The sequence below is a fragment of the Hymenobacter cheonanensis genome (genome assembly GCF_030581075.1).
GTDB lineage: Bacteria > Bacteroidota > Bacteroidia > Cytophagales > Hymenobacteraceae > Hymenobacter.
Map to the genome: position 1 here is coordinate 258,945 of NZ_JAUQSW010000006.1, position 14,742 is coordinate 273,686.

The 14,742-nt window shown below is 61.0% G+C and carries 12 protein-coding genes; 4 read left to right on the top strand and 8 right to left on the bottom strand.

From position 1 onward, the window contains the following. Positions 1 to 12 precede the first annotated feature (12 nt). The 3 genes from Q5H89_RS13660 to Q5H89_RS13670 all read left to right on the top strand — a co-directional run bounded on the left by Q5H89_RS13660 (position 13) and on the right by Q5H89_RS13670 (position 5,687). A complete protein-coding gene (locus Q5H89_RS13660; RefSeq protein WP_305019885.1) occupies positions 13 to 1,155 on the top strand; it encodes an efflux RND transporter periplasmic adaptor subunit in 1,143 nt (380 codons plus the stop codon). Between the two features lie 140 nt (positions 1,156 to 1,295). Continuing rightward, positions 1,296 to 4,532, top strand: a complete 3,237-nt coding sequence (locus tag Q5H89_RS13665) for an efflux RND transporter permease subunit (RefSeq protein WP_305019886.1) — start codon at positions 1,296 to 1,298, stop codon at positions 4,530 to 4,532. Between the two features lie 114 nt (positions 4,533 to 4,646). After that, positions 4,647 to 5,687 carry a glycoside hydrolase family 43 protein gene (locus Q5H89_RS13670; RefSeq protein WP_305019887.1) on the top strand — a complete coding sequence of 347 codons (1,041 nt, stop codon included), beginning with the start codon at positions 4,647 to 4,649 and terminating at the stop codon, positions 5,685 to 5,687. Positions 5,688 to 5,773: 86 nt separating this feature from the next. Here Q5H89_RS13670 and Q5H89_RS13675 read toward each other — a convergent pair whose 3' ends face one another. The 8 genes from Q5H89_RS13675 to Q5H89_RS13705 form a co-directional block, all read right to left on the bottom strand. Further along, positions 5,774 to 6,595 carry an enoyl-ACP reductase FabI gene (locus Q5H89_RS13675; RefSeq protein ID WP_305019888.1) on the bottom strand — a complete coding sequence of 274 codons (822 nt, stop codon included), beginning with the start codon at positions 6,593 to 6,595 and terminating at the stop codon, positions 5,774 to 5,776. 136 nt (positions 6,596 to 6,731) lie between these two features. Beyond that, positions 6,732 to 8,405: a DNA repair protein RecN gene (gene recN, locus Q5H89_RS13680; protein ID WP_305019889.1), complete on the bottom strand. Its 1,674-nt coding sequence runs from the start codon at positions 8,403 to 8,405 to the stop codon at positions 6,732 to 6,734. A gap of 282 nt (positions 8,406 to 8,687) precedes the next feature. After that, complete coding sequence (gene porD, locus Q5H89_RS13685) at positions 8,688 to 9,596, bottom strand: type IX secretion system protein PorD (RefSeq protein WP_369810663.1); 909 nt, start codon at positions 9,594 to 9,596, stop codon at positions 8,688 to 8,690. Next, positions 9,589 to 10,242, bottom strand: coding sequence for a phosphopantothenoylcysteine decarboxylase domain-containing protein (locus tag Q5H89_RS23270; RefSeq protein WP_369810664.1), 654 nt, complete (start codon positions 10,240 to 10,242; stop codon positions 9,589 to 9,591). Before Q5H89_RS23270 ends, porD begins: the two co-directional genes overlap by 8 nt. A 47-nt stretch (positions 10,243 to 10,289) precedes the next feature. Continuing rightward, positions 10,290 to 10,841 carry a flavoprotein gene (locus Q5H89_RS23275; RefSeq protein WP_369810665.1) on the bottom strand — a complete coding sequence of 184 codons (552 nt, stop codon included), beginning with the start codon at positions 10,839 to 10,841 and terminating at the stop codon, positions 10,290 to 10,292. A gap of 86 nt (positions 10,842 to 10,927) precedes the next feature. Further along, positions 10,928 to 11,266, bottom strand: coding sequence for a DNA-directed RNA polymerase subunit omega (locus tag Q5H89_RS13695; RefSeq protein WP_305019890.1), 339 nt, complete (start codon positions 11,264 to 11,266; stop codon positions 10,928 to 10,930). Between the two features lie 86 nt (positions 11,267 to 11,352). Continuing rightward, a complete protein-coding gene (locus Q5H89_RS13700) occupies positions 11,353 to 12,210 on the bottom strand; it encodes an outer membrane protein assembly factor BamD (RefSeq protein WP_305019891.1) in 858 nt (285 codons plus the stop codon). A 93-nt stretch (positions 12,211 to 12,303) separates the two neighbouring features. Next, the gene (locus tag Q5H89_RS13705) at positions 12,304 to 14,079 is read right to left on the bottom strand and encodes an OstA-like protein (protein WP_305019892.1); all 1,776 of its coding nucleotides are present in this window, start codon (positions 14,077 to 14,079) and stop codon (positions 12,304 to 12,306) included. 89 nt (positions 14,080 to 14,168) lie between these two features. On the opposite strand from Q5H89_RS13705, the gene Q5H89_RS13710 reads away from it, so the two are divergent. After that, positions 14,169 to 14,720 (top strand): adenylate kinase, encoded by a 552-nt coding sequence (locus Q5H89_RS13710; protein WP_305019893.1) that lies wholly within the window; start codon positions 14,169 to 14,171, stop codon positions 14,718 to 14,720. Positions 14,721 to 14,742: the final 22 nt, after the last annotated feature.

The following is a 14,742-nucleotide window of genomic DNA, read 5'->3' on the forward strand; positions in this document are numbered from 1 at the left end:
TTTCGCTTTTGTATGACTACTAACTACCTGGCTCTGTGCGCCATGGCGGGCCTAGCGGCCAGCACCGCGTGCGGTAAAAAAGACGATAAAAAGAACGCCGCCCCGCCGCCCACCGCCGTGAGCGTGGTGACGGCGCGCACCACCGATGCCGTGTACTACGACCAGTACCCGGCCACCGTGGTGGCCCTCAAGAGCGTTGAGCTGCGCTCGCAGGTGACGGGCTTTATCACGGGGCTGTACTTCAAGGAGGGCGACCTGGTGCCGGCCGGCAAGGTGCTGTATGAAATCGACAAGCGCCAGTACGAAGGCGCCTACCAGCAGGCGCTGGCCAACCTGCGCAGCGCCCAGGCCTCGGCCCAGAATGCCCAGGTGAATCAGGCCCGCTACCAGCGCCTGCTGCAACAGGACGCCGTGGCCCGGCAGCTGGCCGAAAATGCCGTTACCAACGCCAGCACGGCCTCGGCGCAGGTGGCCTCGGCCCAGGCGGCGGTGGCTATTGCGCGCACCAACCTGGGGTTTGCTACGATAACTGCGCCGTTTACGGGGCGCATCGGCATTTCGCAGGTGCGGCTAGGGGCGCAGGTGAGCGCCGGCGCCACGCTCCTCAACACCATCTCGACCGAGGACCCGATTGCCGTGGACTTCGCGGTGAATGAAACGGACATTCAGCGCTTTATCACCCTGCAAAACCAGCGGGGCGCGGTCAGCGACTCGACGCTGCGCTTTGTGCTGCCCAGCGGCCAGGCCTACAACCAGCCGGGTAAAATCCAGACCATCGACCGGGGCGTGGATGCCCAAACGGGGACCATCACGGTGCGCGTGCAGTTTCCCAACCCGCAGCACCAGCTTAAGGATGGCCTGAGCGGTGTGCTTAAAGTATTGAACACTAAGTCGGGTAACCGCCTCGTGATTCCCAACAAAGCCATTGTGGAGCAGATGGGCGAAAACTTTGTGTACGTAGCCCTCGGCGACAGCGCCAAGCAGCGCAAGGTGCAGCTAGGCCCGCGCCTGCGCGACGACATCGTGATTTTGAGCGGTATCAAGGACGGCGATAAAATCGTGACCGAAGGCGTACAGAAGCTGCGCGACGGCGGTAAAATCCAGGTGAGTGCCCCGGGGGCGCCGGTGGCCGCCCCGGCGGGGCCGCCCAAATAATCGTCCGTCATGCTGAACGCAGTGAAGCATCTCGCGTGCAGCAGTAACTCTAACCGATAGCAACGACGCGAGCGAGATGCTTCACTGCGTTCAGCATGACGCTCTTTTTTAGCGTACTGCCCTAGCCCGACTACCTTCTTATGATTGCAGAAACCTTTATTCGCCGGCCCGTCACGGCCATTGTCGCCTCGCTGGTGATAGTGCTGGTGGGCGTGCTGGCCATGCTGAACCTGCCCATTGGGCAGTACCCCGAAATCACGCCGCCCACGGTGTCGGTGACGGGCAACTACATCGGGGCCGACGCCCAAACCGTGGAGCAAACCGTAGCCACGCCCGTGGAGGTGCAGGTAAACGGCACGCCCGGCATGACCTACCTGCAAAGCAACAGCACCAGCAACGGGCAGATGAGCATGACGGTGAACTTCGAGGTGGGCACCGACATCAACATTGCCGCCCTCGACGTGCAAAACCGTGTGGGCATTGCCACGCCTACCCTGCCCCAGGAGGTGCAGCGCCTGGGCCTTACGGTGCGCAAGCGCAACCCCAGCATCCTGATGCTGGTGGCTATGTACGCGCCCAAAGGCTCGCACAACACGACTTTCCTCGACAACTACGCCAACGTTTTTATCAAGGACGCGCTGCTGCGCACCAAGGGCGTGGGCGATATTGTGAGCCGCGCCGACGACTTCTCGATGCGCCTCTGGCTGAAGCCCGATAAGCTGGCCCAGCTAGGGGTGACGGCCGCCGATATCCAGGCCGCCCTCAACGAGCAGAACGCCCAGATTGCGGCCGGCTCGGTGGGCGCTCCGCCCGCCCAGCGCGGGCAGTCGTTTGAGTACATCGTGACAGTGCAGGGCCGGCTGGCCACCATTCAGCAGTTTGGCGATGTGGTGGTGAAAACCCGGCCCGAAGATGGCTCGCTGGTGTATCTGCGCGACGTGGCCCGCATCGAGCTGGGCAAGTTCAACTACGCCAACAACTCGTATGTAGATGGCAAGCGTGCCGCCTATCTGCTTGTTTACCAGGCGCCCGGCGCCAACGCTCTCCAAACCTACGAGAACGTAATCGCCACCATGAACGACCTAAAAAAGCAGTTTCCGGCCGACCTCGACTACGTGGTGCCGTTTGAGGCGGCTAGCGTGGTGCAGGTGTCCATTGAGGAAGTGGTGCACACGCTGGTCGAGGCCCTGCTGCTGGTGGTCGTGGTGGTGTTCATCTTTTTGCAAAGCTGGCGTACCACGCTCATTCCGGTGCTCGCCATTCCGGTGTCCATCATCGGCACGTTCATCTTCTTTATTCCGCTAGGGTTTACCATTAACACGCTGACGCTCTTTGGCTTCGTGCTCGCCATCGGTATTGTAGTCGATGACGCCATCGTGGTGGTCGAGGCCGTGGAGGTGAACATCAACGAGCGCAAGATGAGCCCCGTGGATGCCACCCTGGAGGCCATGCGCGAGATATCGGCGCCGGTTATTGCCATTGCGCTCATTCTGGCGGCGGTGTTTGTGCCGGTGGGCTTCATCCCGGGCATTACGGGGCGGCTCTATCAGCAGTTTGCCATTACCATCGCCATCTCGGTGCTGATTTCGGCCTTCGTGGCCTTGTCGCTCACCCCGGCGCTGTGCGTGCTGCTGCTCCGGCCTCACGAGGAAGGCCAGGAGTCGAAAGGATTCATTAACAAGGGCTTCAAAAAATTCAACGACTGGTTTGGGCGCGTTACCGAGAAGTACGGCAACGGCGTGCAGCGCGGCATCAAGCACTCGCGCTTCGTAGTGGTTATTCTGCTGTGCATCCTGGTGGGCGCGGGCCTGTTGTTCCGCAGCAAGCCTAGCGGCTTCCTGCCCACCGAGGATGAAGGCCGGATTATCATCACCTTCAACCTGCCCGAAGGCGCCTCTACCGGCCGCACTGTGGCCACGCTGCAGGAGATGATGAAGGAGCTGAGCCAGACCAAAGGCATTGCGCACTACGCCGCGCTGGGCGGCCTGAATGCCGTTAACTTCTCTTCTAAATCGAACTCGGGCACCATTTTCTGCCAGCTGCAGCCCTGGGAAGACCGCAAGGCCAAGGAGCTGCAACTCACCGGCCTCATGGCCAACGTGCAGCAGCGCATGGCCCGCTACAAGGAAGCTACCACGGTCGTGATTTCGCCGCCCGCCATTCCGGGCCTGGGCAACACGGGTGGCTTCTCGTTCATTTTCCAGGAGCGCGAGGCCGGGGGCGACATCAAGGCCTTTGATGCCAACCTGCAGAAATTCCTGGGAGCCATTCGTCAGCGGCCCGAAATCGCGTCGAGCTTCTCATTCTTCACCGCCAATACGCCGGGCTACCGGCTCGACATCGACCGCCAGAAGGCCAAGAAGCTCGGGGTGTCCATCACGGAAGTGGGCAACGCGTTGCGCACCTACCTGGGTAGCGCCTACATCAACGACTTTACGCTCTACGGCCGCACGTTCCGGGTGGTGGCGCAGGCCGACTCGTCGTATCGCGGCGACATTTCCGACCTGGGCCAGTACTACGTGCGCAACAGCGCCGGCGCAATGGTGCCGCTGAGCACGCTCACCACCTACAAGCGCACCGAAACCGCGCCGCTCATCTCGCACTACAACCTGTTCCGCTCGGCCGAAATCAACGGCAACCCGAACGCGGGCTATAGCTCGGGCGATGCCATCAAGGCCTTGCAGGAAACGGCCGCGCAGACATTGCCGCAGGGCTACGGCTTCGAGTTTTCGGGCCTGAGCCGCGAGGAGCTGCTGGCCGGCGGCCAAACGATTTACATCTTCGGCCTGTCCATCATCTTCGTCTTCCTGTTCCTGGCCGCGCTGTACGAAAGCTGGTCGGTGCCGTTCTCGGTGCTGCTGGCGGTGCCGGTGGGCATTTTTGGCGCTATCCTGGCACTGTTCTTCCTGCCCAAGCTCACAAACAACGTGTACGCCCAAATCGGCATGATTACGCTCATCGGCCTTTCAGCCAAAAACGCTATCCTGATTGTGGAGTTTGCCAAAGAGCGGGTCGATAAGGGTATGCCGCTGGTCGATGCTACGCTCGATGCCGTGCGCCAGCGCCTGCGCCCCATCATCATGACCTCGCTAGCCTTCATCCTCGGTATTCTGCCGCTGATATTCGCGTCCGGCGCCGGCGCCCAGAGCCGCCAGACGCTGGGCTGGACCGTGATGGGCGGCATGCTGGCCGCCACGGGCATGGGTATTTTCATCGTGCCGGTGCTCTACGTCATCATCACGCGCTTCGCCTACGGCAAAGAGAAGCTGGCCGAGCTGGAGAAAAACTACAAGCCCGACGAGCACGGCGGCCCGCCCAAGGAGGGCGACGCCCCCCACGAAGGCGAGGCACCCCAGGGCGCCCCCGTACCGGCCTAGCACCACTTAGGTAGTTTCCCCAAAACAAGCCAGGTCTTGCGGCCTGGCTTGTTTTGTTATTTTGACCCTCGGCGGCTTTTCTGGCTAGCCCTCCCACGTACCCAACCCGTTCTTATGCGCTTTCGCTATCTGTTTTTGGTGCTGCTAGGCACCCTCGGCCAGGCCTGGGGCCAAACGTTTACTAACCCGCTGCTGCCCGGCGGGGCCGACCCGTGGGCCGTGTACCACGACGGCAGCTACTACTACATGCACACCACCGGCCGCGACCTCACCATCTGGAAAACGCCCAACCTGGCGCAGCTGGCCCAGGCCGAGAAAACCACCATCTGGACGCCGCCCGCCGCCGGGCCTTATTCCAAGGAAATCTGGGCACCCGAGCTGCATTTTCTGGCCGGCAAGTGGTATGTGTACTTCGCCGCCGACAATGGCAGCAATAACAACCACCGCCTCTACGTGCTCGAAAACCCCTCGCCTGACCCCACCAAGGGCAAATGGACGCTTAAGGGCCAACTCAAAACGCCTGACGATAAGTGGGCCATCGACGGCTCGGTGTTTGAAAGCCAGGGCCAGCTCTACGCCATCTGGTCGGGCTGGGAGGGTGATGAGAACGGCCGCCAGGACATCTACCTGGCCCGCATGAGCAACCCCTGGACTACTACCGGCCCGCGCCTGCGCATTTCCGACCCGCGCTTTGGCTGGGAGCAGCACGGCCTGCTGCCCCGCTTCAGCCCCGGCGAGCCGGCCTACGTGCTCGTCAACGAAGGCCCGCAATTTTTGGCTAGCCCCAACGGCCGGGTCAACATTGTGTACTCGGCCAGCGGCTGCTGGACCGACTTCTACGCCCTGGGCCTGGTCTGGACCGAGCCGGGCGCCGACCTGCTCAACCCTGCCTCCTGGCACAAGGAATCTGAGCCCGTGTTCCGCGCTCAAAACGTGAAAGGCACCTACGCCGCCGGCCACAACAGCTTCTTCGACTCGCCCAACGGCAAGCAGCACTGGCTACTCTACCACGCCAACGCCGAGCCCGGCCAGGGCTGCGGCCGCGAGCGCACGCCCCGCATGCAGCCCTTCACCTTTGCCGCCGACGGCGCCCCAGTCTTCGGCGACCCACTGCCGCTGGGCCAGGAGCTTTCGGCGCCGGGCGGGGCCAAATAAGGGCTAGCCAATAGCTCCTCTTCACGCACAAAAAAGGCCCGGCTGCAACGCGGGGCCTTTTTTATAGTAGCAAACTAGCCGAGCGATTACTCGCCGGCCTTCTCCATCAAATCGGCCATCTCCTGCGAGATGCCGGTGCTGCTGAAGCCGCCGTCGTGCATCAGGTTTTGCATGGTTACGTAGCGCGTCAGGTCCGAGAAGAGCGATACGCAGTAGTCGGCGCACGCCTCGGCGGGCGCGTTGCCGAGCGGCGACATCTTGCTGGCGTACTCATAAAACGCGTTGAACCCGCTGATGCCGGTGCCGGCCGTGGTCTTGGTCGGCGACTGCGACACCGTGTTCACGCGCACCTTTTTGAGGTGGCCTAGCCGCTGGCCGTAGCTGCGGGCAATGCTCTCGAGCACAGCCTTGGCCTGCGCCATATCGGTATAGTCGAGGAAGGCACGCTGGGCCGCGATGTAGCTGAGCGCCACCACGCTACCCCACTCGTTGAAGGCGTCTTGCTTCTCAGCCACCGCCAGCATCTTGTGCAGCGACAGCGCCGACACGTCCAGCGTCTGCTGAAAGAATTTGTAGTCGAGGTCGCCGTAGCTCTTGCCCTTGCGGATGTTGGCGCTCATGCCAATGGAGTGCAGCAAGAAATCAATTTTGCCGCCGAAGTGGGTTTGCGCCTCCGTAAACAGCGTGCCTAGCTCCTCAATCGACGTAGCATCGGCCGGAATAATGGGCGCGTCAATCTCGGCGGCCAGGGCCTTGATTTCGCCCATGCGCATGGCTAGCGGCGCGTTGGTGAGCACGATGCGCGCGCCTTGCTCGTGGGCTTTCTGGGCCACTTTCCAGGCAATAGATTGGGAGTTGAGAGCGCCGGAGATGATGCCGACTTTGCCGGCGAGGAGGTTAGAGGACATAAGTGGGGGGTAAGCTTTAGCTTGCCAGAGGAACAAACAGTCAGCAAAAGTAGGTATTTACGCGCAAGCAAAAGCCGGCCGCCAGCGTAGGGCTCGCTACCGGCTTGGCAGCTGGCGCTGTGGTGCCAGCCGGCGCTTATCCCACAAGTTCTTCCCCGCGCAAGGCCAGCAGTTCGCGGGCACTCTGCAAGGCATGTTCGCTAGGCTTGGCGCCCGCTATCATGTGCGCAATTTCCTTGATGCGGTCGTCGGGCGAGAGCTGCCGGATGCGACTCACGGTGCGGTCGGCGCGGTCTTCCTTGTACACGAAATAGTGGGTGTCGCCGGCCGCCGCCATCTGCGGCAGGTGCGAAATGGCCACGAGTTGGTGCTTGTGCGCCATTTGCTGCATCATGCGGCCCACTTTCACCGCAATCTCACCGCTGATGCCGGTGTCAATTTCGTCGAAAACAATGGTCGGCAGCGCCGTTTTGTCGGCTAGCATATACTTGATGCACAGCATCAGGCGCGAAAACTCACCGCCCGAGGCAGCCTTGCTCAAGGTTTGCGGCTGGGCGCCCTTATTGGCCGTAAACAGGATGCTCACCACGTCGGAGCCGCTAGCCGAGAGCGGGCCCGTTTTGTGCTCGACCACGATGCGGGCATGCGGCATCCCGAGGTCGGCGAGCAGCGCGCTCAGCTCCTTCTCAAACTTCGGGAAGGCCTTGCGGCGGCTCTCCGATAGCTTGGCAGCCTGGGCAGTAGCCTGCTTCAGCGCGGCGTCGGAGTCTTTACGCAGGCGGCTGATTTCCTTGTCCAGATTCAGCACCGAGCCCACTTTCTGGCGCAGGGTTTCGCGGGTTTCGAGCAGGCCCTCCACGTCGCGGCGCTGGTGCTTGCGCTGCAGGTTGTAGAGCACCGTGAGGCGCGCCTGCAACTCCTCGGCGCGGGCGGGGTCGCCCTCGGTGCGGCGCTCGGCGGTTTCCACCTCGTCGGCAATGTCGTGCAGCTCAATCAGGCAGCTTTCCAGGCGCTGGCGCAGCTCGCGGAAGGCCTCCGAGTAGCCCGATACCTGCCCTAGCAGCGTCGAGGCGTCCTTCATGGTGCCGGTGGCGCAGCTTTCGCTGTCGCGCAGGCCGTGCAGCGCCTGGCTCAGCTTGTATTTGATTTCCTCGGCGTGCTCCAGCTGCTTCACTTCCTGCTCCAGCGCCTCCTGGTCTTCCTTATCGAGGCTAGCGTCTTCCAGCTCACTCAGCAAAAAGCTATTGTAATCCAACTCTTTGCTGGCCTGGGCCGATTGGTCTTCCAGCGTCTTAAGGTCGGTTTCGAGCTTGCGGTACTGGCGGTAGGCATTACCGTACTGCGTACGCGTGGGCACGAGGTTGGCGTAGAGGTCGAGCAGGTTGAGCTGAAACACGGCATCGCCCAGCAGCAGCGTATCGTGCTGCGAGTGAATGTCCATGAGGTTGGCCCCAATCTTACGCAGGGCATCCAGCGTCACGGGCGTATCATTCACGAAAGCCCGCGACTTGCCCGAGGGGCTTATTTCGCGCCGCAGAATGCACTGCGTATCGTAGTCCAGGTCTTCGGCCTCAAAAATATCCTGAAGCTGGTAATTCTTGATGTCGAACTGCCCCTCAATCACGCACTTGCGCTCGGTATGGAAGAGCATCCGCGAGTCGGCCCGGTTGCCCAGCAGCAACCCGATAGCCCCTAGCATAATGGACTTGCCCGCCCCGGTTTCGCCGGTAATAATATTGAGCAGCGGCGACGGGCGCAGCTCTAACTGCTCGATAAGAGCGTAATTCTGAATACGAAGGTCTACTAACATCGACCGCAGGTTTAACGGATTGAACGAATTTCGCGGACACGCCCGCTCCGCGGGCGGGCTATGCGCTTGGTTTAGTGCCGGGCCAATTGCTTATGGCTTGCCGCCGGGCTACGCTACACTAAAATTAGTAGCTAACCGGCAAATACGCTTACCAATTTGCTTGGCAGAAGCTAAAAAGACGGCTCACGCCACTCCAAGCAGCGCATAAAAAACGGGCAGGCGAAACCGCCCACCCGTTAGCCTAGTCAGCCCACGCAGTGGGCATATCCGCGAAATCAGCAGTTATTGGCGGATAACGGTTTGGTATTTAGCCAGATTTCCGGGGTCTACATCCGTCAAGAGAGCAATGAGCTGCTGCTTCTGCTGCGAATCGGTGCTGGTGCGGAAGATATTGGTAATCTCGTCGGCCTTCGCATCGAAGAAGGCACGCACGAACAGCGTGCTGGGCCGCACCGTATTAGCTTTCTGAATGCCAGTGAGCGCCGCTAAGATGGAGGTGCGCGCTTCGTCGGGCTTCTCAATAAAAATATCCATCCCCTGCCGGTAATACGCATAAAGGCCGGTGCGGAAGGCTTCGAGCTGCGGGTCGGTGAGGTTGTTGAGCAGCCAGTAGCGATTACGCGGGCTGGTATCGGTCCAGCCCGCATCTGGCTCGGTAGTCTGGCTAGCCGAATATTGCAAAATCACTCGCGCCTGGTCGTAATAGATGGTGCCGCCGAGCCGCGAAAAGGTATCCTGGTCAGCCCCAATTACCATGTAGGCATAAAAAGCCAGCAGCGACGACAGGTTATTGACGAAGTTGCTAGGCGAGTAGTCAAGCTGTATTTGGGGGGTATAAATAAAATTAAAGCTTCTATCGTTAATATTCAATAAATTAGTCTCATAACTGGTACCATACACGGGCCGAGTAGCAATAAGCCGCATTGTAGCCTGATACGTGCCATTTTGCGCATTAGTGAGGCCGATAAACATTCGGAGTTTAATGCGCTCTGCTTGCTGATAAGATTGTTTGGTCCAAGAGCGCCCATTCAAAAACTCAGTTATTCTTGCTTGAAGCTGAGCAATTAACGCAGGGTCTGTTACCGTTGTGTTTTCCTGCGTGATAGCTACCACAGCGTTCAACTCCTGCGCCTGGCTAGGGCGGGCCATTGCTGCGAGCAGCAGGCAGCACAACGTGAAAATCTTACGCATAAACGGCGGTAAAACGGGTCAGAATAAGGGCAACCAGCGTGCGGGCCAGCTCCGATTTGGCTTGCAGCTCAAAGTTAAGCACCTGCCCGGCGCGGTCGAGCACGGTCACCTTGTTGGTATCGTGGCCGAAGCCGGCGCCGGCATCGCGCAAGGAATTGAGCACCACTAAGTCGAAGTTTTTGCGCACCAGCTTGCCCTGGGCGTGGGCCAGCTCGTTGGTAGTTTCCAACGCAAAACCGACCGAAAATTGTTCAGGCCGCTTGGTTTGGCCGAGCGTGGCGGCGATGTCCACGTTTTTCACCAGCTCCAGCGTGAGCGTATCGCCTTCTTTTTTAATCTTTTCGGCCGCTGCGTGGGCCGGGCGGTAGTCGGCCACGGCGGCGGCAAACACCCACACGTCGGCCAGCGGCGCGGCCTCAGCGGCGGCCTCGTACATCTGCTGGGCTGTTTCGACGCGCACCGTGCTGATGAGGGGGCTAGCCGGGGCGGGCAGCGCCGTAGGCCCGCTTACTAGGGTCACGCCGGCGCTGGCAGCCGCAAAAGCTTCGGCCAGGGCGTAGCCCATCTTGCCGGTCGAGCGGTTGCCCAGAAACCGCACCGGGTCGAGGGGCTCGTAGGTAGGGCCGGCGGTCAGGAGAACACGCATTTTTTCAATCATCAATTAACGGTGAGCAATTAACAATTGAAAGCTGCTCAGCCAGGTACGCCAAAAAAAGTTGATAGCTCGGCCACTATTTGCTCGGGCTCCAGCATACGGCCGGGGCCGCTGAGGCCGCTGGCCAGCGCGCCACTAGGCGAATCGAACACGTGGTTGCCGAACGAGCGCAGGCGCGCAATATTTTGCTGCACCGCCGGGTGGGCATACATGTCCAGGTCCATGGCCGGGGCCAGAAACACCGGGCAGCGCGCCGATAAGTACACCGCGCTCAGCAGGTTAGGGCACAAGCCATTGGCGAGCTGGCCGAGCGTATTGGCGCTGGCCGGGGCAATGAGGTAGGCGTCGGCCCACAGGCCTAGCTCCACGTGGTTGTGCCACTGCCCACTGGCCGCATCACGCAAAAAGCCCGTCAGGACGGGCTTTTTGGAGAGGGTACCCAGCGTGAGGGGCGTGACGAACAGCGCGGCGGCTTCGGTGAGGATAACCTGCACCTCGGCGCCGGCCTGCACCAGCAGCCGCACTAGGGGCGCAGCTTTGTAGGCCGCAATGCTGCCGCTCACCCCTAGCAGGATGCGGCGGCCGGGCAAAGTTGACAGTTGACTGCTGATTGTCGGTTGTTGATTGTTAGCACTCATTAAAATAATCACTTAACAATCAACAGCTAACAAGTCATCTAGAACAGCTCGCGGGGAATGATAACGGGCGCGGCCTCGGGCGTTTCGTAGTGCAGCTCGCCGGCGATGAACTCTTCGATGGCCTGGCTGGTGGGCTTGGGCATCCGCTCGTACTGCTTGCTGATTTCAATCTGCTCGCGGTTTTCGAACACTTCTTCGAGGTTATCGACGGTGGTGGCAAACTCGGCCAGGCGGTCGGTCAGCTCCTCTTTCAGCTTCACCGACAGCTGGTTGGCGCGCTTCGAGATGATGGAAATCGCCTCGTACACGTTGTTGTTGGTGGTCGTGATGTCGGCCAGGTTGCGGGTGATGATGGAGGCGGAGGCGGGGGTCTTCATGATGTTGGGTAGTCGGTTGCTGGTTGGCAGTCGAAAGCACAGGGCCAGCCGCAAAAGCTGGGAACAAGTAACTAGCGACCGAAAAATTAGTTTGTGCCGGGGGCCGGCGCCGGGCTGGCTGCCGCGTTGGCGTCAGGAATGCTCTTGAGGCGCTCCAGCTCGGCGCGGCTGTCGTCGTACATGGTTTGGGCCAGGCGCAGGTTTTTGCTCTGCGGATAGGTGTCCACGAAGCGCTGGTAGAAGGCTACCACGTCCAGGAAGCGCTCGCGCTGCTTCGATTCGATGCTTTCCTTGGCCCAGGCATACTGGGCTTGCAGCTTGATGTAGTCGGCTTGCTCGCCGTAGGCCGAGCCGGGATATTGCAGCGTAAAGTTGCCGAGCGAGGTTACGGCCGCCTGGTTGTAGCGCAGGGCGTAGTAGAGCTTGGCACTCTGGAAAGCCTTGTTTTCCAGTTTCTTCTGCAATTCCTGCGACATGCTTTCGGCCTCGGCCCGGAACTGGCTGGTGGCGTAGGTATTCAGAAAATCCTGAATCGTTTCGACGGCCGTAATCGTGTTGGTCTGGTCCAGCTCGTAGCCCGGCGAGTCGCGGTAGAGCGACTTGGCCCGCAAAAACGACGCCTCCTCCACCTGCGGCGAGTTGGGGTAGGTATCGATAAACTGCTTGAAGTAGTAGGCGCTCAGCACGTAGTTGCGCTGCTTGTAATTCGTATTGGCGAAGTAAAACTGCGCCTTCTCGGCTTCGGGCCGGCCCTTGAGCAGCGGAATCAGCTCTTCGAGCAGCGTACCCGAGCGGAAGAAATCGCCCTTGTCGTAGTACTTGATGGCCGCCTCGTACTTCTCATTCACACTGCCGCTTTTCAGCAGCTTCTGGTAGCCCGTGCAGGACCCTAGCGTGAGGGTGCTGGTGAGCAGGGCGGCGGTAATCAAACGGGAGAATCGCATACAAAGGGCAAAGGTACAAGTAAAACGGCAGCCGCGCGGCCCGGAGTTCCACCGCAAGCCTGTAGTGGCCCGGCTAGCGTAGGAGCCGCCAGGCTAGCGGGGGGTTGCAGCGGCGGCCGGCGGGGCGGCAGCGGGCCGGGCCGGCGCCGCTTTAGGGGTGGCCGGACGCGGGGGCCGGGCCTTGGCTTTCGTTTTTGGTTTCACCTTGCCAGCCTTGGCTTTAGGCTTCGCCTTGGGCTTGGCGCGCTTGATGTCGGCGGCGAAATGCTTGCCGAATACCACGCGGCGGGTGGGCCGCTCGGTAGGCCGCCAGCGAAAGCCTTTCAGCTCTTTATCAGTGGCTTTAAGCTCGTGAATGGGCGTATAGCTGGCGTCGGGGTTGGTGACCCAGGTGAGCTGCTTGATTTTATTGTCGACAAAGCGCAGCGTCATCGAAGCCGAAAACGACTTGTTCATACCGCTCATATAAGACTTGCTTATACCGCTTCTGCTGGAGTCATTTTCCAGGGTAAAGTACAGGCTTTCGGCGTTGCCCAGCACGTCGATGCGGGCCATCTGGCTGCGTCGGAAGTAGGCTATCATGTTGCGGCCTTTTACCTGGTTGTAGTCCAGCACGGTGTCTTCCTGAATGGCAAAGGCATTAGAAAACAGGCTGGCGCGGTCGAGTTGGCCGCGCTTGAAGCGCAGGTTCATCGAGTCGGAAGTGAGCTGGTTGCGAGCCTGCCAGATTACCGGGTCGCGGTTGAGGTAGATAACGCTGTCCTGGCGGTCGTAGGTGAGCGAATCGCAGCGCCCCTGCATTTTCCCCCTGAAAATCTGCACCTTGGGCCAGGCGTAGAGGATGGGCCGCTGGCTAGCCCGCCCCAGCCGCGACTCCACGCTGAGCAGCGTATCGGCGGCCATATACAGCGTGTCCTTGCCCGAAATATTGCGCACCACCGGCCGCGAGCCAAAAAGCTTGGTGCGGCCCAGCGCCCGCCAGTAGCGGCCCTGGTCGCCGCGCAGCACGAGGTTATCCTTCTTCGAAATCAGTGACACGTGGCCCGTAGCCACGCCGTAGAGCTTCACCTGGTCGTACACCAGCACGTCGCCCCCTAGCAAGTAGCCGGGCGTTTCAATCTGCGCTTTGCGGGCAAAATTGGACACCCGCGTTACGGTATTATAGGTACCCTTCTCGGCGTAGAGGTCGCCCTGCGTGCTTTTAATGCGCGTGGGGCCGTCGAAATACGCGATTTTAGTGCTCGTGTTAAAGGTCAGCGTATCGTTGCGCAGGTCGGTGGGCTGGCCCTGCTCATCGAGCGAAACCAGGTGCACATCGCGCTTAAAGACAAAGACTTTGCTATTAGTATCGTAGAAGCCCTGCTGGCTATCGAGGGTGTTTTTAGGGTCTACGATGTGGCCGCCCACGGTGTAGAAGGCCGTTTTGCGGGTCAGGTCGTAGTCGAGGGCCGTGGTGGTGAGCGTCATGCGCGGGTCGCGCATGGTCACGACCTGGCCGGTCATGCGGGCCAGGCGCTTGTTGCCGTCGTAAAAGCCGTGGTCGCCGGTGATGGTCATCGTGTCGCTCTGCACAATGCGCACGTTGCTGAACGCCTCAATCTCGTTGCGCTCCAGGTACTGGTAGGCCGAGTCGCAGTAGAGCAGCACATCCTGCTGCTTGAAGACCACGCTACCCAGCAACTTGCGGATTTTCACGCCGTTAAAGTCGCCGCCGCTCAGCTTGCCGGCGTGTTGCAGGTCTACGGGGGCGCCCTTCACGGTCTGGGGGCGCGGGCCGGGCTGGGGCGCGGCGCCAGGCCGGGTCTGGGCCCACACGGCACCCAGCGGCAGCAAAAGCAGGAGCAGTACGAAAAAGCGAGGAAGCGGCATTCGGGCCAAAGTTACGGCGGTAGGCCGGGGCTAACGCGCATCTTTGCCGCCTAGTGCCCGCAGGCCGGGCCAGCCCCTTCCCTTACCGCATGAAGCTGCACCTTTTCGGCGCCTCGGGCACGGGCGTCAGCACCCTGGGCGAAGCGCTCGCGCAGGTGCTGCCCGTGCCGTATTTCAACACCGACGATTACTTCTGGGAAACATCGGACCCGCCCTTCACCCGGCGGCGCCCGCCGGCCGTGCGCGCTGCCCGGCTAGCCCACGACCTGGCCCGGCAAGAAAGCTGGATAGTGGGCGGCTCCATCGTGGGCTGGGACGAAAAATGGCTGGCCGCGTTCGACCTCGTTGTATTTTTGTGGCTGCCGCCGGCCCTGCGGCTGCAGCGCCTGCGCCTGCGCGAACACGCCCGCTACGGCCATCTACTGCTTACCGACCCTGGCCAGGCCGCCCGAACCCAGGCATTTCTGGACTGGGCGGCGGGCTACGACGACAGTAGCACGGGCGGCACCCGCACCCTGGCCACTCATACCCGCTGGCTAGCCCAGTTTGCCTGCCCGGTGCTGGAACTGCGCGGCGACCTCCCGGTGGCCGAGCGCCTGGCCGCCGTGCGGGCGCGGCTGCACCAGCTGGGGCCAGCGTAATTTTTCACTGCTTATTTACAGG